17 protein-coding genes and 1 tRNA gene are annotated in these 18,320 nt (G+C 70.8%); 13 read left to right on the forward strand and 5 right to left on the reverse strand.

The features are described from left to right. Nucleotides 1-2: 2 nt before the first annotated feature. Nucleotides 3-416, reverse strand: coding sequence for an NUDIX hydrolase (locus tag BA062_RS17080; RefSeq protein ID WP_110337789.1), 414 nt, complete (start codon nucleotides 414-416; stop codon nucleotides 3-5). Between the two features lie 86 nt (nucleotides 417-502). Between BA062_RS17080 and BA062_RS17085 the strand changes: the two genes are divergently transcribed. The 4 genes from BA062_RS17085 (at nucleotide 503) to BA062_RS17100 (ending at nucleotide 3,341) form a co-directional block, all read left to right on the forward strand. Further along, nucleotides 503-1,075 carry an ATP-dependent Clp protease proteolytic subunit gene (locus BA062_RS17085; protein WP_281271644.1) on the forward strand — a complete coding sequence of 191 codons (573 nt, stop codon included), beginning with the start codon at nucleotides 503-505 and terminating at the stop codon, nucleotides 1,073-1,075. A 278-nt stretch (nucleotides 1,076-1,353) separates the two neighbouring features. Next, nucleotides 1,354-1,875 (forward strand): PadR family transcriptional regulator, encoded by a 522-nt coding sequence (locus tag BA062_RS17090; protein WP_110337793.1) that lies wholly within the window; start codon nucleotides 1,354-1,356, stop codon nucleotides 1,873-1,875. Continuing rightward, nucleotides 1,872-2,648, forward strand: a complete 777-nt coding sequence (locus BA062_RS17095; RefSeq protein WP_110337795.1) for an alpha/beta fold hydrolase — start codon at nucleotides 1,872-1,874, stop codon at nucleotides 2,646-2,648. Before BA062_RS17090 ends, BA062_RS17095 begins: the two co-directional genes overlap by 4 nt. A gap of 15 nt (nucleotides 2,649-2,663) precedes the next feature. Beyond that, entirely contained in the window at nucleotides 2,664-3,341 is a 678-nt protein-coding gene (locus BA062_RS17100; RefSeq protein ID WP_110337797.1) for a DNA alkylation repair protein, read from the forward strand. Between the two features lie 360 nt (nucleotides 3,342-3,701). Here BA062_RS17100 and BA062_RS17105 read toward each other — a convergent pair. Together BA062_RS17105 and BA062_RS17110 are read right to left on the reverse strand one after the other, a co-directional pair. Continuing rightward, a tRNA-Arg gene (locus tag BA062_RS17105) sits at nucleotides 3,702-3,774 on the reverse strand. 24 nt (nucleotides 3,775-3,798) lie between these two features. Then, nucleotides 3,799-5,274 carry a phytoene desaturase family protein gene (locus BA062_RS17110; protein WP_110337799.1) on the reverse strand — a complete coding sequence of 492 codons (1,476 nt, stop codon included), beginning with the start codon at nucleotides 5,272-5,274 and terminating at the stop codon, nucleotides 3,799-3,801. A gap of 143 nt (nucleotides 5,275-5,417) precedes the next feature. Between BA062_RS17110 and BA062_RS17115 the strand changes: the two genes are divergently transcribed. Beyond that, the gene (locus BA062_RS17115; RefSeq protein ID WP_110337800.1) at nucleotides 5,418-6,344 is read left to right on the forward strand and encodes a cation diffusion facilitator family transporter; all 927 of its coding nucleotides are present in this window, start codon (nucleotides 5,418-5,420) and stop codon (nucleotides 6,342-6,344) included. A gap of 3 nt (nucleotides 6,345-6,347) precedes the next feature. Here the strand turns inward: BA062_RS17115 and BA062_RS17120 are convergent, their stop codons facing one another. Both BA062_RS17120 and BA062_RS17125 read right to left on the reverse strand, forming a co-directional pair. Then, a complete protein-coding gene (locus BA062_RS17120; RefSeq protein ID WP_110337802.1) occupies nucleotides 6,348-7,055 on the reverse strand; it encodes a DUF305 domain-containing protein in 708 nt (235 codons plus the stop codon). A 3-nt stretch (nucleotides 7,056-7,058) separates the two neighbouring features. Continuing rightward, a complete protein-coding gene (locus BA062_RS17125) occupies nucleotides 7,059-7,895 on the reverse strand; it encodes a thioredoxin-like domain-containing protein (protein ID WP_110337804.1) in 837 nt (278 codons plus the stop codon). A 245-nt stretch (nucleotides 7,896-8,140) separates the two neighbouring features. Between BA062_RS17125 and argS the strand changes: the two genes are divergently transcribed. The 8 genes from argS (at nucleotide 8,141) to prfA (ending at nucleotide 18,306) form a co-directional block, all read left to right on the forward strand. Further along, entirely contained in the window at nucleotides 8,141-9,796 is a 1,656-nt protein-coding gene (gene argS / locus BA062_RS17130) for an arginine--tRNA ligase (RefSeq protein ID WP_110337806.1), read from the forward strand. Nucleotides 9,797-9,804: 8 nt separating this feature from the next. Continuing rightward, nucleotides 9,805-11,244 carry a diaminopimelate decarboxylase gene (gene lysA, locus BA062_RS17135; protein WP_110337808.1) on the forward strand — a complete coding sequence of 480 codons (1,440 nt, stop codon included), beginning with the start codon at nucleotides 9,805-9,807 and terminating at the stop codon, nucleotides 11,242-11,244. Next, complete coding sequence (locus BA062_RS17140; RefSeq protein ID WP_110337810.1) at nucleotides 11,241-12,554, forward strand: homoserine dehydrogenase; 1,314 nt, start codon at nucleotides 11,241-11,243, stop codon at nucleotides 12,552-12,554. Before lysA ends, BA062_RS17140 begins: the two co-directional genes overlap by 4 nt. Next, a complete protein-coding gene (gene thrC, locus BA062_RS17145; protein ID WP_110337812.1) occupies nucleotides 12,551-13,630 on the forward strand; it encodes a threonine synthase in 1,080 nt (359 codons plus the stop codon). Before BA062_RS17140 ends, thrC begins: the two co-directional genes overlap by 4 nt. Continuing rightward, nucleotides 13,627-14,511 (forward strand): homoserine kinase, encoded by an 885-nt coding sequence (gene thrB / locus BA062_RS17150; protein ID WP_110337814.1) that lies wholly within the window; start codon nucleotides 13,627-13,629, stop codon nucleotides 14,509-14,511. The genes thrC and thrB overlap by 4 nt, the downstream gene beginning before the upstream one ends. Nucleotides 14,512-14,845: 334 nt before the next feature. Next, nucleotides 14,846-16,786, forward strand: a complete 1,941-nt coding sequence (gene rho, locus BA062_RS17155) for a transcription termination factor Rho (protein ID WP_110337816.1) — start codon at nucleotides 14,846-14,848, stop codon at nucleotides 16,784-16,786. Nucleotides 16,787-16,914: 128 nt separating this feature from the next. Continuing rightward, on the forward strand, nucleotides 16,915-17,139 hold the full coding sequence (rpmE, locus tag BA062_RS17160; RefSeq protein ID WP_110337818.1) for a 50S ribosomal protein L31: 225 nt from the start codon (nucleotides 16,915-16,917) through the stop codon (nucleotides 17,137-17,139). A gap of 99 nt (nucleotides 17,140-17,238) precedes the next feature. Continuing rightward, on the forward strand, nucleotides 17,239-18,306 hold the full coding sequence (gene prfA / locus BA062_RS17165; protein ID WP_110337820.1) for a peptide chain release factor 1: 1,068 nt from the start codon (nucleotides 17,239-17,241) through the stop codon (nucleotides 18,304-18,306). Nucleotides 18,307-18,320 lie beyond the last annotated feature (14 nt).

Below are 18,320 nucleotides of genomic sequence, written 5' to 3' on the forward strand. Positions count from 1 at the left end.
CATTACCGGCCCGCGCCGAGTTCGAGCGTCTCCGCGAAGTGCGGCGCCATCGGCAGTTCGCGCGCGTCGCCGCGGGAGAGCCACGCGTGGCCGTCGTGTTCGGCGGGGTTGAGCACCACCTCCGCCCGGCCCGTTTCGCGTGACTCGTAGACGACGGCGTGCACGCGCAGCGCCCGCCCGGTGATGTCCATCCACGTGTACCTGCCGCGCTCGCCGGTCACCGTCACCGCGAGCCCGGTCTCCTCGGCGATCTCACGGACGGCGGCCGACTCGGGGGCCTCGCCCGGCTCGACGGTGCCGCCCGGGAGTTCCCAGTTGCCCCCGAGGAAGGTGCCGGGCGCGCGCCGCAGCAACAGCACCGCTCCCGCGCGTTCGAGCCAGCAGTACACCAGGTGTTTCTCCGCGGTCACGGCCATGCGGCACATTCTCGCGCGGACGTCTGCCGTCAGCGAACAGGCGCCCGTCACGCGCCGATCGCGGCTACTTTCCCAGTATGACCGCAATGATGGAGGCACTCGAGGGGTCCGTGGGCAACGCCGACTCGGTCTACGACCGGCTCCTGGCCGAGCGCATCGTGTTCCTGGGGTCCGAAGTGGACGACGCCGTCGCGAATCGGATCTCCGCGCAGTTGTTGTTGCTGGCGGCGGAGGACCCGGACACCGACATCACGTTCTACATCAACTCGCCTGGCGGGTCGGTGACGGCCGGGATGGCGATCTACGACACCATGCAGCTCATCAAGCCCGACGTCTCGACGTGGGCGCTCGGCTTCGCCGCGTCGATGGGCCAGTTCCTGCTGTCCTCCGGCACGCCGGGCAAGCGGTACGCGCTGCCGAACACGCGGCTGCTCATGCACCAGCCGTCGGCGGGCATCCGGGGTACCGCCACCGACATCAGGATCCAGGCGAGCGTCTTCAGCCAGATGAAGCGGCACGTCGCGGAGCTGACGGCGGCGCAGACCGGCCAGCCGGTGGAGCGCATCGTCGCCGACGCCGACCGCGATCGCTGGTTCACCGCGACGGAGGCGCTGGAGTACGGCCTCATCGACCACGTGGTGGCCAAGACCGTCGCATGAGGACGATTCCTGGCGGTCCTTCGGCAGCACGACGATGCCGCTCGAGGTCGACGGCCAGCCCGAGCTCCATCCGCTGGGTGCCGTAGAGCATCGCCGTGAACTCGTTGACGTAGGTCGTCGCGAGCGGGGTACGCCTGCGCCTGCGGTGTCGATGCCGGACGAGTTCGTACCCGGCCACGGCGACCCAGGATCACCGACCCGGGGATGCTCCACTCGAGCGCCGTTGGGCGAACCGCCACTAGTAGACAAGTCCACTAGTCTGGTGTCATGCTGAGGGCATGGTGCTGGCGCGCGTGATACTCGGCCTGCTCGATCTGTCGCCCATGACCGGATACGAGGTCAAACGGCACTGCGACACGACGATCAGGTACTTCTGGCAGGCCGACAAGGCGCAGATCTACCGGACGCTGTCCCAGCTGACCGGGGACGGCCTCGCCGCGGTCGAGACCGCTCCCGGCGTCGGCGGCCCGGCCCGTCAGGTCCACCACATCACCGACCGGGGACGCGAGGTCCTGAACGACTGGCTGACGTCGAGGCTCGACCCGCAACCGGAACGCGACGTGTTCCTGGCGCGGCTGTTCTTCTCCGGCGGCCTGCCTGAGCCGGAACTGGCGGAACTGCTCGCGACGCGGCGGAAGACCGCCGAGTCCCTGCTGGTGGAGCTGGAGGACATGCGGCGGTCGGCGCCGGATCCGGCCGACCGGCGGGCTCGGCTCCGTCTGGCCACTTTGGACCACGGCATCGCGCAGGTGCGCACGGAGCTCGACTGGCTCACCGAGGTGGAGAAGGAGCTGACGTGACGGGCTTCGCGGAGCTGCACGAGCCGGCCACAGACACGGCGGCCCCTCCGGTGTTGCTGCTGCACGGCAACGCCGCGGCGAGCTGGATGTGGGCGCCGCAGGTGGAGGCATTCGGCGACCGGCTCGTCGTGACGCCCGACCTCCCCGGCTTCGGCGAGCACGCCGGCGAGGTATGGCCTGGCCTGCCGGAGGTCGCCGACCGGGTAGCTGATCGACTCGCGGCACTGGGGATCACCACACCGGTCGACGTCGTCGGGCTCTCGCTGGGCGGGATCGTCGCGCTGCACCTCGCTGCCCGGCATCCAGGACTGGTGCGTTCCCTGTTCGTCACCGGTGCGATGGTGACGCCGCTCGGATCGACAGTGCGGGCGACGGCGAAGCTGCAACTGCTGCTGTGGAACGCTCCCTGGTTCTGGAAGGCGCAGGCCGCGGCGTTCCGGCTGCCCGAGGACGGCAGGAAGACCTATGTGGAACACGGGCTCAGCGTGTCGAGGGAGACGGCCCGGCGCGTGCTCGCCGACGTGACCACGGGCGGAGTTCCCGATGGGCTGAAGCACTTCACGGCTCCGCTGCTGGCCGTGGTCGGCGAGCGGGAACCACGGTCGACGCGTCGCTCGCTCCACGCCGTCCGGGCCGCCGCCCCGCACGCGAAGGTCCACGTGGTCCCGGGGATGCACCACATCTGGAACGTGGAGGACGTGGCCCTGTTCAACGCGACGATGCGACACTGGCTCGACGGCGAAGTGCACCCGCGATTGACCGGGATTCCATGAGGGGTGGAGGTTCAGGTGGCTGGGACGACGGTGGACGAGGTGCTGGCCGAGCTGGCCGCGCTCGAGGACCCGAAGGCACGCGCGGTCAACGAGAGGCACGGTGACGATCACGGCGTGAACCTCGGGAAGCTGCGCGCGCTCGCGAAGCGGCTCAAGACCCAGCAGGACCTCGCGCGCGAGCTGTGGGGGACCGGGGACACCGCGGCGAGGCTGCTGGCGCTCCTGGTCTGCCGGCCGAAGGCGTTCGAGCGCGACGAGCTGGACACCATGCTGCGCGAGGCGCGCACCCCCAAGGTGCACGACTGGCTCGTGAACTACGTCGTGAAGAAGAGCCGGCACTCCGAGGAGCTGCGCCTGGCGTGGTTCGCCGATCCGGACCCGGTGGTCGCGAGCGCGGGTTGGGCCCTGACCACCGAACGCGTGGCGAAGAAACCCGAGGGGCTCGACCTCCCGGGACTGCTCGACGTCATCGAGGCGGAGATGAAGGACGCGCCGGACCGCCTGCAGTGGGCGATGAACCACTGCCTGGCCCAGATCGGGATCGACCACCCCGAATACCGCGCGAGGGCCATCGACATCGGCGAGCGCCTCGAGGTGCTCAAGGACTACCCGACCCCGCCGAACTGCACGTCCCCGTTCGCGCCGGTCTGGATCACGGAGATCGTGCGCAGGCAGGTCGAGACCACCGGCTGAGACTTTAAATGCCGGAGTGATCGGCTTCGGATAACGAGCATTCACGCTCTGTTCGAACTCTTGCGTCACCGATGCGCCCACCTCGACCCGCGTCAAGGACCGGTGGAAGTAAAGGCGCGGTTCCTGGGCGGGGTGAGTACCGGGTCAATGCCTGGGCAGTGAAGATCTTGGTAGGCCGCACTTGGTCACCGGTTCTGAGCGTGTCCAAGCCTTGTCCACGGCTCGCGTCAGCGTGGCCGGGCATTGGCCGGAACTGTCCGTAGATCGCCCGTGTTGGCCGGACGTCGCCGGACAACACGTTAAAGGGCCTCGACCGGCGTTTCCGCTGGTCGAGGCCCTGCACCCGCAAAACGATCTGGGCGCCCTCGGCAGGATTCGAACCTGCGACACCTGCCTCCGGAGGGCAGTGCTCTATCCACTGAGCTACGAGGGCCCATCGCCGTGCGACCGGTGAAGCTTAGCGCACCCGCCCACCCGGGTTCACCGGCGGCCCCGGTTCGAGGGCCGGGAGGGTGCGGATGCCGAACTCCTTGCGCAGGACGGCGCGTGCCGCGTGGTAGCCGGCCATGCCGTGCACGCTCGGGCCCGGGGGCGTCGACGCCGAGCACAGGTACACGCCGGGCAGTGGCGTCGCGTACGGGTTCACGCGCAGCGCCGGCCTGGCCAGCATCTGTGGCACCGTGACCGCTCCGCCCGCGATGTCGCCGCCCACGTAGTTGCGGTTGTAGCTCTCGAACTCCGGCGCGGTGATCGCCCTGCTGGCCAGCACCGTGTCGCGGAAACCGGGCGCGTACCGCTCGATGCGGGCCGTGATGGCTTCCGTCGGGTCCACCGGGTCGCCGTTCGGTACGTGGCAGTACGCCCAGAGCGGTCGCCTGCCGGAGCGGGCCCGGTCCGGGTCGGCCACCGCCGGGTCGACGAGCAGTACGAACGGCTCGCCGCGCCGTTCCCCGCGCTGCACCGCGGACTCGTAGGCGAACACCTCGCGGTCGTCGCCGCCGACGTGCACGGTCGGCGCACTGCCCACTTCAGGGTCGCGCCACGGCACGGGCTCGGAGACGAGGAAGTCGACCTTCGCCGACGCGGGGCCGTGGTCGAACCGGCCGAGGCGGCGCCGGTAGCGATCCGGCAGGCGCGGGCCCGCCAGGGCGAGGAACACCTTCGGGCTCACGTTCAGCAGCACGGCCTTCGCCCGCTCCACCTCGCGCAGGTCCTCGATCGGCGTCGCGGCGTGACACGTGCCGCCGTGCGCCTCGATGTCGGCCACGAGCGCGTCGGCGAGACGCTGGCTGCCGCCCCTGGGCAGCGGCCACCCGCTCGCGTGCGCCAGGTGGCCCAGCAGCATCGCCACGGCACCGCCCGGCAGGCTCGGCAGCCTGCCGAGCGAGTGGGCGGCGACCCCGGCGAGCAGGGCGCGCGCCGTGCGGCTCGCGAGGAGCCTGCTCGTCAGCGGCGATCCGCCCAGCAGGGCTCGCGGCGCGAGCAGCAGGGGAGCGAGCACGTCCCTCGGCAGGTGCCGCTGGTCGGAGAGCACCAGGTCGACGACGCTTTGGCTGTGCTCGACCAGCGGCTCCATGAGCCTGCGCCAGCGTGGGCCGTCGCGGCCCAGCCGTTCGCAGGTGCGCTCCAGGTCGCGGTAGGCGACGCCCGCTTGCGCGCCGTCGAGCGGGTGCGCGTAGCTCGCCTCGGGTACGCACAGCTCCACGCCGCGGGCCTCGAGATCGAACTCGCGGAAGAACCGGGACGCGGCGCCGAGCGGGTGCACCGCCGAGCAGATGTCGTGCACGATCTCGGGGTCGAAGAGCGGCTTCGAGCGCAGCCCGCCGCCGAACGTGTCCCCGGCCTCGAAGACGTGCACGGACAGTCCGGCTCTCGCCAGGACCACCCCGGCGGCCAGTCCGTTCGGTCCGCTTCCGACGATGGCGACATCCACGCGAGGTGACGGTACGCGTCGTTTGCTCCCTCAGGCGCGGGGGAATTCCGCAGTACAGTATGCGAGGTTAGGCTCACCTGTATTGCACTTATGCGCATGTGACTATATGTTTCGTGCGGCGGAACGAAACCGGAGGTGACGCTATGGGGCATGGGCACGGCCACGGGCACGTCGGCCCGGCGAGGTCGGGCAGCGCCTCGGCCCGTCACGTGCGCAGGCTCGCCGCCGCACTCGCCATCGGTGCCGCGTTCATGGTGCTGGAGTTCGTGGTCGGGTTCGCCACGTCCTCGCTGGCCCTCATCTCCGACGCGGCCCACATGTTCACCGACGTGCTCGGCGTCGCGATGGCGCTCGTGGCCGTCGCGCTCGCCCGCCGCAGCGGCCCCACGTACACGCGCACGTTCGGCCTCTACCGGGCCGAGGTGCTCGCCGCGCTCGGCAACGTGCTCCTGCTCTTCGGCGTCGCCGCCTACGTCGTCTACGAGGCGATCGAGCGGATCGGCGATCCGCTCGTGGTGCCCGGCCTGCCGGTGCTGCTCGCGGGGCTCGCGGGGCTCGTCGCCAACCTGGTGGCGTTCTTCCTCCTGCGCTCCGGCGCCAAGGAGAGCCTCAACGTGCGCGGTGCCTACCTGGAGGTGCTGGCCGACCTCGTCGGCTCGGTCGGCGTGCTCGTCAGCGCGGCCGTCACGATGCTCACCGGCTGGCGCTACGCCGACCCGATCGTGGGTGTCGCGATCGGGTTGTGGGTGCTGCCGAGGACCGCGTCGCTCGCCGCGCGCACGCTGCGGATCCTCTTCCAGCACGCCCCTCGCGGCATCGACGTCGCGAAGCTCAGCGGCCAGCTCACCGAGCTCGACGGCGTCGAGGACGTCCACGACCTGCACGTCTGGACGCTCACCTCGGGCATGGAGGTGGCCTCGGCGCACCTCACCGTCGCGCCCGACGCGGAGACCTCGGACGTGCTGGCCGCGGCACAGCGGCTGCTCGCGCAGGAGTACTCGATCGAACACGCGACGCTGCAGATCGAGCCGAGGGAGTCGGCGCGGCGCTGCGAGGAACTGACCTGGTGAGGCTCAGGGGAAGGGCAGGGGCTCGGCGTTCCGCTTCGCGAGCAGCTGCCGCATGAGGTTCGCCTCCGGAACCTGCGACGCGAGGATGCTGTTCGCGAGCGTCCGCACGGCGCCCACCTGGGCGTGCTCCTTGCCGTACTCCGCCATCTCGGTGCCGCCCTGGTGGTGGCGGAGCATGAGCTGCAGGAAGTAGACGTCGAGCTCACGGCCGGACAGCGAACGGAGCTTCTGCAGCTCCTCCTCAGTGGCCATGCCGGGCATGGCGCCACCGGAGTCGTCCTCGCCGGAGGAGCCTCCGTGCTGGTGCCCGCCGGGCTCGGTCATCCACGTCATGTACTCGCCGAGCGGCTCCTCCGGCTGCTGCCACAGCATCAGCCAGCCCTTCATGCGGCCGACCTGCTCGGTCTGGGTGCTGGCGATGTCGAAGGCCAGCTGCTCGATCGCGGGGTCGGTGCTGTGGCTGCGCGCCCAGTTGGCCATCGTGACGGCCTGCAGGTGGTGCACCGACATGTCCTGCGCGAAGCCGACATCGACGGAGCCCGCGGTCGGCACCGGCTGTTCCTCGTCGCCGACCGCCTGGGCGAGTACGAGCCCGATCGTCGCGCCGATCAGCAGCACCGCGAGCGTGGCGGCGCCGAAGATCAGCACGCGCGACCAGCCCGCGGTTTCGGCCTCCTGATCGACGGGCTCGTCGTGCTCGTCGGGTGCCACGGATCAGCCGCCGGTCGGGGCAGCGGACGGGGTGCCGCTCATCGACTGGTCCTGCTGCGCGCCCTCGGAGCCCTGGTAGTTCATGGGCTTCGCGTCGGGACCCGGCTTCGACGGGTCGAACGGCGGCGGGTTGTCCGGGTCGAAGGCGCCGGGGCCGAGCGCGTCGCAGGACGCACCGACCTCGGGGTAGGTGTTCGGGTTGCGCCGCAGCGCCGCGATGAACTGGTCGATGCGCTGGTCCTCGGCGCTCTCGAGCTTGAGCTGATGACCCCACGACTGCAGTGAGATCGGCGTGTCGAGGCCGGGGTAGGGCGACATCATCGTGAACGGCTTGCCCTCGGCGCGCACCCGCAGCTTCTCCAGCTCGTCGCCCTGCACCCGGTCGGGGTTGTAGGCGATCCACACCGCGCCGTGTTCGAGCGAGTGCACCATGTTCTCGGTGCGCACGGCGTTCGGGTAGACGATGCCCGTGCACGCGGCCCAGAAGCCGTCGTGCGGGCCGCCGAAGGGCGGCGTCTTGTCGTAGGCGACGCGCTCGTTGGGCAGCACGTGCGCACCCGCGGCGTACTCGCCGGTGACGACGCCCTCGATGTCCTTCGACGGGTCCGGGTTCTGCTGCGACGGGGCGAAGGCGGCCGCCGCCTCTTCGCGGTCGCGCTGCTCCCGCTGGTCGCTCGAGGCGATCCAGTAGTAGCCGAACACGCCCGCCGCGAGCAGCAGGATCGCGACGACGGAGAAGATCGTCCCCCACGGCGTGTGCTTCTTGGTGACGACCGATCCACGGGCTGCCTTGACCGCGTTCTTCTTCGGGCTGCCCTTTTTCTTCGTGCCGCTGGCCATGGCTCCCGTGTTTCCCTCGAGGACGGACGCGTACCGGCTGTGAAGTGTAGGGAAGAAGATGTGAGGGGCGCGTAGCGCCTCCTTGGGGGTGGTGGTCGGGCTGGCGGGAGGGCGTGAGGGGCGCGTAGCGCCTCCGTGGGGGGTGGTGGTCGGGCTGGCGGGAGGGCGTGAGGGGCGCGTAGCGCCTCCTTCGGGAGCCTTGGGTGGTGGACGGGGCGCGGGGTCTCCGGCCGTACACTCGGCTGGTGACTCCCTCCGCCCTTGCTGACCTGGTGCGTTCGTCCGCGGTAGAAGTGCTGTCGGCGCGTGGCCTCGACCACGGCGTCCTGCCCGACCCGGTCACGGTCGAGCGACCCCGCAACCCCGAGCACGGCGACTACGCGACGAACGTGGCGCTGCAGGTGGCGAAGAAGGTCGGGCTGAAGCCGCGCGAGCTGGCCGAGGCGCTGGCGGAGACGCTCGCGAAGGCCGACGGCGTGGAGGCCGCCGAGGTCGCGGGCCCCGGCTTCCTCAACCTGCGGCTCGCCGCCGACGCGCAGGGTGAGCTCGTGAGCCGCGTGCTGAGCGAGGGTGACGCCTACGGCCGGGGCGACTCGCTGGCCGGTGTCAAGATCAACCTGGAGTTCGTGTCGGCCAACCCGACGGGCCCGATCCACCTCGGCGGCACCCGCTGGGCCGCGGTCGGCGACGCGCTCGGCCGCCTGCTCAGCGCGCAGGGCGCCGACGTGACCCGCGAGTACTACTTCAACGACGCCGGCGCGCAGATCGACCGGTTCGTCCGGTCGATGATCGCCGCCGCGAAGGGCGAGCCCGCGCCCGAGGACGGCTACGCGGGCGCCTACATCAACGACATCGCCGCCGAGGTGATCCGCAAGGAGCCCAGCGCGCTCTCGCTGCCGGAGGACGAGCGGCACGAGCTGTTCCGCCGCATCGGCGTCGGCCTGATGTTCGACGAGATCAAGAAGAGCCTGCACGAGTTCGGCACCGACTTCGACGTGTACTTCCACGAGGACTCGCTGCACAGCTCGGGCGAGGTCGAGAAGGTCGTCGGGGAGCTCAAGGAGTCGGGCAGCCTCTACCACGCCGACAACGCCTGGTGGCTGCGCTCCACCGAGCACGGCGACGACAAGGACCGCGTAGTCATCAAGAGCGACGGCAACCCCGCCTACATCGCGGGCGACCTCGCCTACCTGCGGGACAAGATCGGGCGCGGCTTCGAGCTGTGCATCTACATGCTCGGCGCCGACCACCACGGCTACATCGCCAGGCTCAAGGCCGCCGCCGCCGCGATGGGCCACAGCCCCGACGTGGTCGAGGTGCTGATCGGCCAGATGGTGAACCTGGTCAGTGGCGGCAAGCCCGTGCGGATGAGCAAGCGGGCGGGCACCGTCGTGACGATGGAGGACCTGGTGGAGGCCGTCGGCGTCGACGCGGCCCGCTACGAGCTCACCCGGTACTCCGTGGACTCCTCCCTCGACGTCGACCTCGACCTGCTGCGCAAGCACAGCAACGAGAACCCGGTGTACTACGTGCAGTACGCCCACGCGCGGCTCGCGTCGCTGCAGCGCAACGCCGCCGAGCTGGGCATCGAGCGCGCGGCCGACGTCGAGCTCGGTCTGCTCACCCATCCCAGGGAAGGCGACCTGATCCGCACGATCGGGGAGTTCCCGTCCGTGCTCAAGAAGGCGGCCGAGCTGCGCGAACCGCACCGCGTCGCCCGCTACCTCGAGTCGCTCGCGTCGGCGTACCACAAGTTCTACGACGTGGCTCGGGTGCTGCCCCAGGGCGACGAGGAGGCCACGCCCCTCACCCACGCCCGCCTGGCGCTGTGCGAGGCCGCCCGTCAGGTGTTCGCCAACGGACTGTCGCTGCTCGGGGTCTCCGCCCCGGAACGGATGTAACGATCTAGATGTGTGCTCACCCCGCGGGGCCCCGCCACGCCGAGGTCTACCCGCACGTCGACCAGGCGGGGTTCCCGCCCTCCACCTCGGCCGAGCTGGACAAGCTGTACCCGAAGGTGTGGCCGCGCAACACCTACCGCGCCCCGGACGGCGTCGTGCGCATCGCCGGCGTCGACGTCCGTGAGCTGGCGCGGACGTACGGCACGCCGCTGTTCGTGGTGGACGAGGCCGACTTCAAGGCCCGCTGCGCCGAGTACGCGGAGGCGTTCGACGACCCGGCGCTCGTGCACTACGCGGGCAAGGCGTTCCTGTGCACCGAGGTCGCGCGGTGGGTCGCCGCGCAGGGCCTCAGCCTCGACGTGTGCAGCGGCGGCGAGCTGGCGATCGCGCAGCGCGCCGGGTTCCCGCCGGAGCGGATCACCTTCCACGGCAACAACAAGTCGGTCGCCGAGCTGGAGGCCGCGATCGAGGCCGGGGTCGGCACGGTGGTGCTCGACTCGTTCTACGAGATCGCCCGGCTCGCCGACCTCGCGGCCAAGCACGACGTGGTGCAGAAGGTGCTCGTGCGCGTCACGGTGGGCGTCGAGGCGCACACGCACGAGTTCATCGCGACCGCGCACGAGGACCAGAAGTTCGGTTTCTCGCTCGCAGCGGGCGACGCCGCCGAGGCGGTGCGCAGGGTGCTCAACGCGCCGTCGCTGAGCCTCGTCGGACTGCACAGCCACATCGGCTCGCAGATCTTCGACGCCGACGGCTTCGAGGTGGCCGCGCGCCGCGTGATCGGGCTGCTCGCCGAGTTGCGCAAGGAGCACGGCGCCGACGCGCTCGCCGATTTGTCCATTGTGGACCTCGGTGGCGGGTTCGGCATCGCCTACACCGACAAGGACAACCCGCCGCCGCCCGCGCAGCTGGTCACGCAGATCCGCGACATCGTGCGCAAGGAGTGCGCGTTCGCCGACATCCCGGTGCCGCGCATCGCGGGCGAGCCAGGCCGGGCGATCGCGGGCCCCGGCACGGTCACCCTCTACGAGGTGGGCACCATCAAGGACGTCGCGCTCGGCGACAACGAGACGCGCCGCTACGTGAGCGTCGACGGCGGGATGAGCGACAACATCCGCACCGCCCTCTACGACGCCGCCTACGACGTCCGGCTGGTCTCGCGCTCCAGCGACGACGGCCAGCCGGAGCCCGTGGGCGCCGTGCTGTCCCGAGTCGTGGGAAAGCACTGTGAGTCCGGCGACATCGTGGTCCGCGACTGCTGGTTGCCCGACACCCTGGCACCTGGCGACCTGCTCGCCGTCGCGGCGACCGGCGCCTACTGCTACTCGATGGCCAGCAACTACAACCGGCAGCCCCGGCCGGCGGTGGTCGCCGTGCGCAACGGCAACCACCGGCTGCTGCTGCGGCGGGAGACGAACGAGGACATGTTGCGACTGGAGGTGTCATGAGCGTGGCCACGCTCGACGGGCGGACGGTCCGGGTAGCGCTGCTCGGCTGCGGCACGGTCGGCAGCGAGGTCACGCGCATGCTCATCGACGACGCCGACGAGCTCGCGGCAAGGGTCGGTGCCCCGGTGGAGCTGGCCGGTATCGCGGTGCGCCGTCCCGACAAGCACCCCGAGCTGCCGCAGCACCTGCTCACCGCCGACGCCGGGAAGCTCGTCGAGTCCGATGTGGACGTCGTCGTGGAGCTCATCGGCGGCATCGAACCGGTGCGGGGCTGGCTGCTGACGGCCCTGCGCAAGGGAAAGTCGGTGGTCACCGGCAACAAGGCGCTGCTCTCCGAGTACGCGGCCGAGCTGGCGGAGGCCGCCGACACCTCGGGTGCCGACCTCTACTACGAGGCGTCCGTCGCGGGCGCCATCCCGCTGCTGCGCCCGCTGCGCGAGTCGCTCGCCGGTGACCGCATCACGCGCGTCATGGGCATCGTCAACGGCACCACCAACTTCATCCTGTCCGCAATGGACTCCACCGGCGCGGGTTACGCGGAGACCCTCGACGAGGCGACGCGGCTCGGCTACGCCGAGGCCGACCCCACCGCCGACGTCGACGGCTACGACGCGGCGTCCAAGGCGGCGATCCTCGCGTCGCTGGCCTTCCACAGCAGGGTCACCGCCTCCGACGTGCACCGCGAGGGCATCGCGGGCATCAGCGCGTCGGACATCGGCGCGGCGAAGCTGCTGAACCGCACCGTGAAGCTGCTGGCGATCTGCGAGCGGGTGACCGCCGACGACGGCACCGAGTCGGTGTCGGCGCGCGTGCACCCGGTGATGATCCCGCGCAGCCACCAGCTCGCCGGGGTGGGCGGGGCGTTCAACGCCGTCTACGTCGAGGCCGAGGCCGCGGGTGAGCTGATGTTCTACGGCCAGGGCGCCGGCGGTGCCCCCACGGCGAGCGCGGTGCTCGGCGACCTCGTCGCCGCGGCCCGCAACCGCGTGGCGGGCGGCCGGGGGCCGCGCGAGTCGGCGCACGCGGCGCTGCCGGTGCGGCCGATGGGCCAGACGCCGACGCGCTACCACATCAGCCTCGACGTGGCCGACAAGCCGGGCGTGCTCGCCCAGGTCGCGCAGGTCTTCGCGGTCCACGGCGTCAGCATCGCGGCGGTCCGCCAGCGCGACCGCCTCTCCACGGCGAGCCTGGTGATCGTCACTCACCTGGCCCCGGACGCCGCACTGCAGGCCACGGTGGAAGAGATCAGCAAGCTGGACGTCGTTCGCGAGGTCGTCAGCGTCATGCGGGTGGAAGGCGAGGACTCGTGAACACGGTGAACGCTCCGGTCAAGGCGGGCTGGCCCGGCATCATCAAGGCCTACTCGGCGCGGATCCCCATCCCGGCCGGCGCCGAGGTGGTGACACTGGGCGAGGGCAACACCCCGCTCATGCCCGCGCCGCACCTGTCGGAGCTCACCGGCTGCACGGTGTACCTGAAGGTCGAGGGCGCCAACCCCACCGGCTCGTTCAAGGACCGTGGCATGACCGTCGCGATCACGCACGCGCTCGCGAGCGGGCTGCAGGCCGTGATCTGCGCGTCCACCGGCAACACCTCGGCGTCGGCGTCGGCCTACGCCGCCAGGGCCGGGCTTACCAGCGCCGTGCTGGTGCCGCAGGGCAAGATCGCGCTCGGCAAGATGGCGCAGGCCGTGCTGCACGGCGCCCGCATCCTGCAGGTCGACGGCAACTTCGACGACTGTCTCGAACTCGCCCGCAAGACGGCGGCCGACTACCCGGTGACGCTGGTCAACTCCGTCAACCCGGTGCGGCTCGTGGGCCAGAAGTCCGCCGCGTGGGAGATCTGCGACGTCCTGGGCACCGCGCCCGACATCCACTGCCTCCCGGTGGGCAACGCGGGCAACATCACCGCCTACTGGGCCGGCTACACCGAGTACGCCGCCGACGGTGTGGTGGAGAACACGCCGCGCATGTTCGGCTTCCAGGCCGCGGGCAGCGCGCCGCTCGTGAAGGGCGAACCCGTCGCCGAGCCCGAGACGATCGCGACGGCGATCCGCGTGGGCAGCCCCGCGTCGTGGGACCCCGCGGTGAAGGCGAAGAACGCCAGCGGCGGCCTGTTCGAGGCCGTCACCGACGAGAAGATCCTCGCCGCCTACCGGCTGCTCGCCCGCAAGGAGGGCGTGTTCGTCGAGCCCGCCTCGGCGACCAGCGTCGCGGGCCTGCTGCTGACCGCGGCCGACGGCCGCATCCCGCGCGGCTCCACCGTCGTGTGCACGGTGACCGGGCACGGCCTCAAGGACCCGGCCACGGCGCTGGAGGGCAACGTCGAGGTCGAACCCCTCGCCGTGGACCCGCGCGCCGTCGCCTCCGCGCTCGAACTGTCATGAGGCTGCGGGTCACCGTCCCGGCGTCGACGGCCAACATCGGCTCGGGGTTCGACACCTTCGGCATGGCGCTCGGCCTGTACGACGTCGTCGAGGTCGACGTGACCGAGTCGGGGCTCAAGGTCGAGGTGATCGACGCGGGCGCAGGCGACATGAGCGGCGTGCCCACGGACGAGAACCACCTCGTGGTGCGCGCGCTGCGCACGGCGTGCAGGCACCTCGACGTGCACGTGCCCGGGCTGCATCTGCGGTGCCACAACGCGATTCCGCACTCGCGGGGCCTCGGCTCGTCGGCCGCCGCCGCGGTCGCGGGCATCGCGGCGGGCTATGCGCTCGCCGGCAAGGCGCTGGACGACACCGCGCTGCAGCTGGCCGCCGGGTTCGAGGGACACGCCGACAACGCCGCCGCGAGCCTGTCCGGTGGGTTCGTGATCGCCTGGCAGGCCGATGACCGCTTCCACGCCGAGCGGCTGGAGCCGCATTCCGCCATCCGCCCCGTGGTCGCCGTTCCCGCGACGCGCTCGTCCACCAAGGAGACGAGGGGCCTGCTCCCGGACAGCGTGCCGCTGGCCGACGCGGCGTTCTCCGCCGGCCGCACCGCGCTCGCGGTGCACGCGATCACCGCGAGGCCCGAGCTGCTGCTCGCGGCCACCGACGACCGGCTGCACCAGGGCTACCGGGCGCCCGCCTACCCCGCGACCGCCCGGCTCGTGCGGGAGCTGCGGGAGCGTGGCGTGGCGGCCGCGGTCTCCGGCGCCGGGCCGACCGTGCTCGCGCTCACCACGACGGGAATACTTCCCCAGGGAGTCGGCGTTGATGAGTTCGACGTCTCCGAGCTGGCCGTTGATCTGACCGGGGTCCAGGTGGAAGCCAGGTCACAATAGGCCACAACAGGCACAGTGAGGCACGCCACGCAGGGGGTGGTTGTTGCACCACGACCTCGGGCGGTCTACCCTCGGGGGCGTTCGGTCACCGTGCATTTCCGCACCCGGTGATGGTCCTGGGATCTTTTCCCGGTCGCATCTTCCGTTTATTCGAAGCGGGTTCCCGGTAGACACGGTGGTCGTTCCCACCTCGTGCAGGCGGCTCCGCCGCTGCGACTCGCATGTCTCAGCCGGATCGCTCGCACCAGGTACTACAACGCCGTCTCGCAATTCGGACGCGGGCGGCGGTCCGCTGGTCCACCGTGGAGGCGTGGACCGGTCAGGAAGGACATGTGTGAGCAACACCGATCTTTTGAGCGGCGACGTGAATGCCCAGGCCGAGGCGCCGGGCACCGGGGAGCAGACGCCGCAGGCTGGTGGTGCGGCCGCGGCGCCCAAACGACGTCCGGGCGGACTGTCCGGGATGGTCATCGCCGATCTTCGTGCCCTGGCCGGTGAGCTGGGCATCGGCGACACCACGGGAATGCGCAAGGGCGACCTGATCGCCGCCATCCGCGAGCGTCAGGGCAAGTCCAAGCGCGGCAGGTCCGCCTCGGCCGGTGCCGACACGCTGCCGCTGGACGGCATCAGCGAGGCCAAGGCGCCCGAGAAGGCCCCGGCGGAGAAGCCCGCCAAGGCCGAGAAGGACACGCCCGAGAAGGCGCAGGCGGACAAGGGCGCGCAGAAGGCCCCCGCCAAGCAGGACCAGTCGGACAACGGCTCCGGCGACGCGCCGCAGCAGCAGCCCGACGAGGGTGGCCGCCCGAGCCGCCGTCGCCGTAGCTCCAACCGCCCCGCGGGCAGTCCCGACGGTGGCGGCCAGCAGAAGGGCGACGACGAGTCCGCCCAGCGTGGCGGCGAGCAGCCCTCCTCCGAGCAGCAGCGCGGCGGGGGCAACGCGGGCGACGAAGGCCGCAGGCAGAACAACAACAACCAGCGCGGCCAGCAGCAGAACAACAACAGCAACAACAACGCGGGCGGTGGCCAGGACGACGACGAGCGCGGCGGGCGCCGCGGTCGCCGGTTCCGGGACCGTCGCCGCCGCGGTGGCCGCGGTGAGGGCGGCGGCAACGCCGACACCGAGATCCGTGAGGACGACGTCCTGCTTCCGGTCGCGGGCATCCTCGACGTGCTGGAGAACTACGCGTTCGTCCGCACCTCGGGTTACCTGCCCGGCCCGAACGACGTCTACGTGTCGCTGTCGCTCGTGCGCAAGTACGGCCTTCGCCGCGGTGACGCCATCACCGGTGTGGTGCGCCAGCCGCGTGAGGGCGAGCAGCAGCGCCAGAAGTTCAACCCGCTCGTCCGGGTGGACTCGGTCAACGGCCTCGAGCCGGACGTCGCCAAGAAGCGGCCCGAGTTCACCAAGCTGACCCCGCTCTACCCCAACGAGCGGCTCCGGCTGGAGACCTCGTCGAACAAGCTCACCACACGCGTGATCGACCTGGTGATGCCGGTCGGCAAGGGCCAGCGTGCGCTGATCGTGTCGCCGCCGAAGGCGGGCAAGACCACGATCATGCAGGACATCGCCAACGCGATCACCACCAACAACCCCGAGTGTCACCTGATGGTCGTGCTCGTGGACGAGCGCCCGGAAGAGGTCACCGACATGCAGCGGTCGGTGAAGGGTGAGGTCATCGCCTCGACCTTCGACCGCCCGCCGTCGGACCACACCTCGGTCGCCGAGCTCTCCATCGAGCGCGCGAAGCGGCTCGTGGAGATGGGTCACGACGTGGTGGTGCTGCTCGACTCGATCACCCGCCTCGGCCGTGCCTACAACCTGGCGGCCCCGGCGTCCGGCCGGATCCTCTCCGGTGGTGTCGACTCGACCGCGCTGTTCCCGCCGAAGCGGTTCCTCGGCGCGGCGCGCAACATCGAGGACGGCGGCTCGCTGACGATCTTCGCCACGGCGATGGTCGAGACCGGTTCCACCGGTGACACGGTGATCTTCGAGGAGTTCAAGGGCACGGGTAACGCCGAGCTCAAGCTCGACCGCAAGATCGCGGAGCGCAGGGTCTTCCCCGCGGTGGACGTCAACCCGTCCGGTACCCGCAAGGAGGAGCTGCTGCTCTCGCCGGACGAGCTCGCGGTCACGCACAAGCTGCACCGGGTGCTGCACGCGCTCGACTCGCAGCAGGCGATCGACCTCCTGCTCGACCGACTGCGCAAGACGAAGACCAACATCGAGTTCCTGATGCAGGTCTCCAAGACCGCACCGGGCAACGACGACGACTGAGGTACGGAATAGCCGCCAGGTGGGGCGCGTTCAACCGAGTGCTGCCCCATCTGGCAGAATCATTCCGCTGACGTCCGGCTCCGGTTCACCTCCCAGCGAGGACCCGGCGGCCACCGAGAGAGGACCCCATGAAGAGCGGTATTCACCCCGAGTACGTGGTCACCGAGGTGACCTGCGGTTGTGGCAACACCTTCACCACCCGCAGCACCAAGGGCTCCGGCAAGATCCACGCCGAGATCTGCTCGAACTGCCACCCCTTCTACACCGGTAAGCAGAAGATTCTGGACACCGGTGGCCGGGTCGCGCGGTTCGAGGCTCGCTACGGCAAGCGCAAGAAGAGCGACGCCAAGTAGCTTCACCGACGGCGCCCGCATCTGCCTCACCGGCAGGGCGGGCGCCGTTTGCTTGAGCAGTGTTCGTCCGGCCTCCGGCCGGTTCGCGAGAGGAAGCCAGTGGAATCGAGTGCTCTGCAGGGGCTGCTCGACGAGTACGCCGAGCTGGAGGAACAGCTCGCGGACCCGTCGGTGCACGCCGACCAGGCCCGGGCACGCAAGCTGGGCCGTCGCTACGCCGAGCTGGCTCCCATCGTGAAGGCCCGCAAGGAGCTGGACGGTGCCCGTTCGGACCTCGCGGCGGCGAAGGAGCTCGCGGCCGAGGACCCGGCGTTCGCGGAGGAGGCCGAGGAGCTCGAGGCCCGTATCCCGGCGCTGGAGGCGCGGCTGACCGAACTGCTGCTGCCCCGCGACCCCTACGACGGCTCCGACGTCGTCATGGAGATCAAGTCGGGTGAGGGCGGCGAGGAGTCGGCCCTGTTCGCCGGCGACCTGCTGCGCATGTACCTGCGCTACGCCGAACGGCACAACTGGAAGGCCGAGGTGCTCGACGCCACCGAGTCCGACCTCGGCGGCTACAAGGACGTCACGGTGTCCATCAAGAGCAAGGGCGCCGAGGCCGACGGCGTGTGGTCGCGGCTGAAGTTCGAGGGCGGCGTGCACCGCGTGCAGCGCGTGCCCGCTACGGAGTCACAGGGCCGCATCCACACCTCGGCCGCGGGCGTGCTGATCTACCCGGAGCCGGAGGACGTCGAGGTCGAGATCGACCCGAACGACCTGCGCATCGACGTGTTCCGCTCGTCGGGCCCCGGCGGGCAGAGCGTCAACACCACCGACTCCGCCGTGCGCGTGACCCACCTGCCCACCGGCATCGTGGTGTCCTGCCAGAACGAGAAGTCGCAGATCCAGAACCGGGCGAGGGCGATCCAGGTGCTCCAGGCCCGGCTGCAGGCACTCGCGGAGGAGGAGGCCGCCGCGAAGGCGGCCGACGCCCGCCGCTCGCAGGTCCGCACGGTCGATCGCTCGGAGCGCGTGCGCACGTACAACTTCCCGGAGAACCGGATCTCCGACCACCGCGTGAACTACAAGGCCTACAACCTGGACCAGGTGCTCGACGGGGAGCTGACCGGCGTGCTCGACGCGCTCCGCGACGCCGACCGCGAGGAACGCCTCGCCGCCCAGTCCTGAGCCAACTGCCTTCC

It is taken from the genome of Prauserella flavalba, from assembly GCF_003202235.1.
GTDB classification, from domain to species: domain Bacteria; phylum Actinomycetota; class Actinomycetes; order Mycobacteriales; family Pseudonocardiaceae; genus Prauserella_A; species Prauserella_A flavalba.

Coding starts and splice junctions, on each gene's coding strand:
- BA062_RS17080 (WP_110337789.1), bottom strand. CDS start 416: ATGGCCGTGACCGCGGAGAAACACCTGGTGTACTGCTGGCTCGAACGC.
- BA062_RS17085 (WP_281271644.1), top strand. CDS start 503: ATGATGGAGGCACTCGAGGGGTCCGTGGGCAACGCCGACTCGGTCTAC.
- BA062_RS17090 (WP_110337793.1), top strand. CDS start 1,354: ATGGTGCTGGCGCGCGTGATACTCGGCCTGCTCGATCTGTCGCCCATG.
- BA062_RS17115 (WP_110337800.1), top strand. CDS start 5,418: ATGGGGCATGGGCACGGCCACGGGCACGTCGGCCCGGCGAGGTCGGGC.
- BA062_RS17125 (WP_110337804.1), bottom strand. CDS start 7,895: ATGGCCAGCGGCACGAAGAAAAAGGGCAGCCCGAAGAAGAACGCGGTC.
- lysA (WP_110337808.1), top strand. CDS start 9,805: ATGTGTGCTCACCCCGCGGGGCCCCGCCACGCCGAGGTCTACCCGCAC.
- BA062_RS17140 (WP_110337810.1), top strand. CDS start 11,241: ATGAGCGTGGCCACGCTCGACGGGCGGACGGTCCGGGTAGCGCTGCTC.
- thrB (WP_110337814.1), top strand. CDS start 13,627: ATGAGGCTGCGGGTCACCGTCCCGGCGTCGACGGCCAACATCGGCTCG.
- rpmE (WP_110337818.1), top strand. CDS start 16,915: ATGAAGAGCGGTATTCACCCCGAGTACGTGGTCACCGAGGTGACCTGC.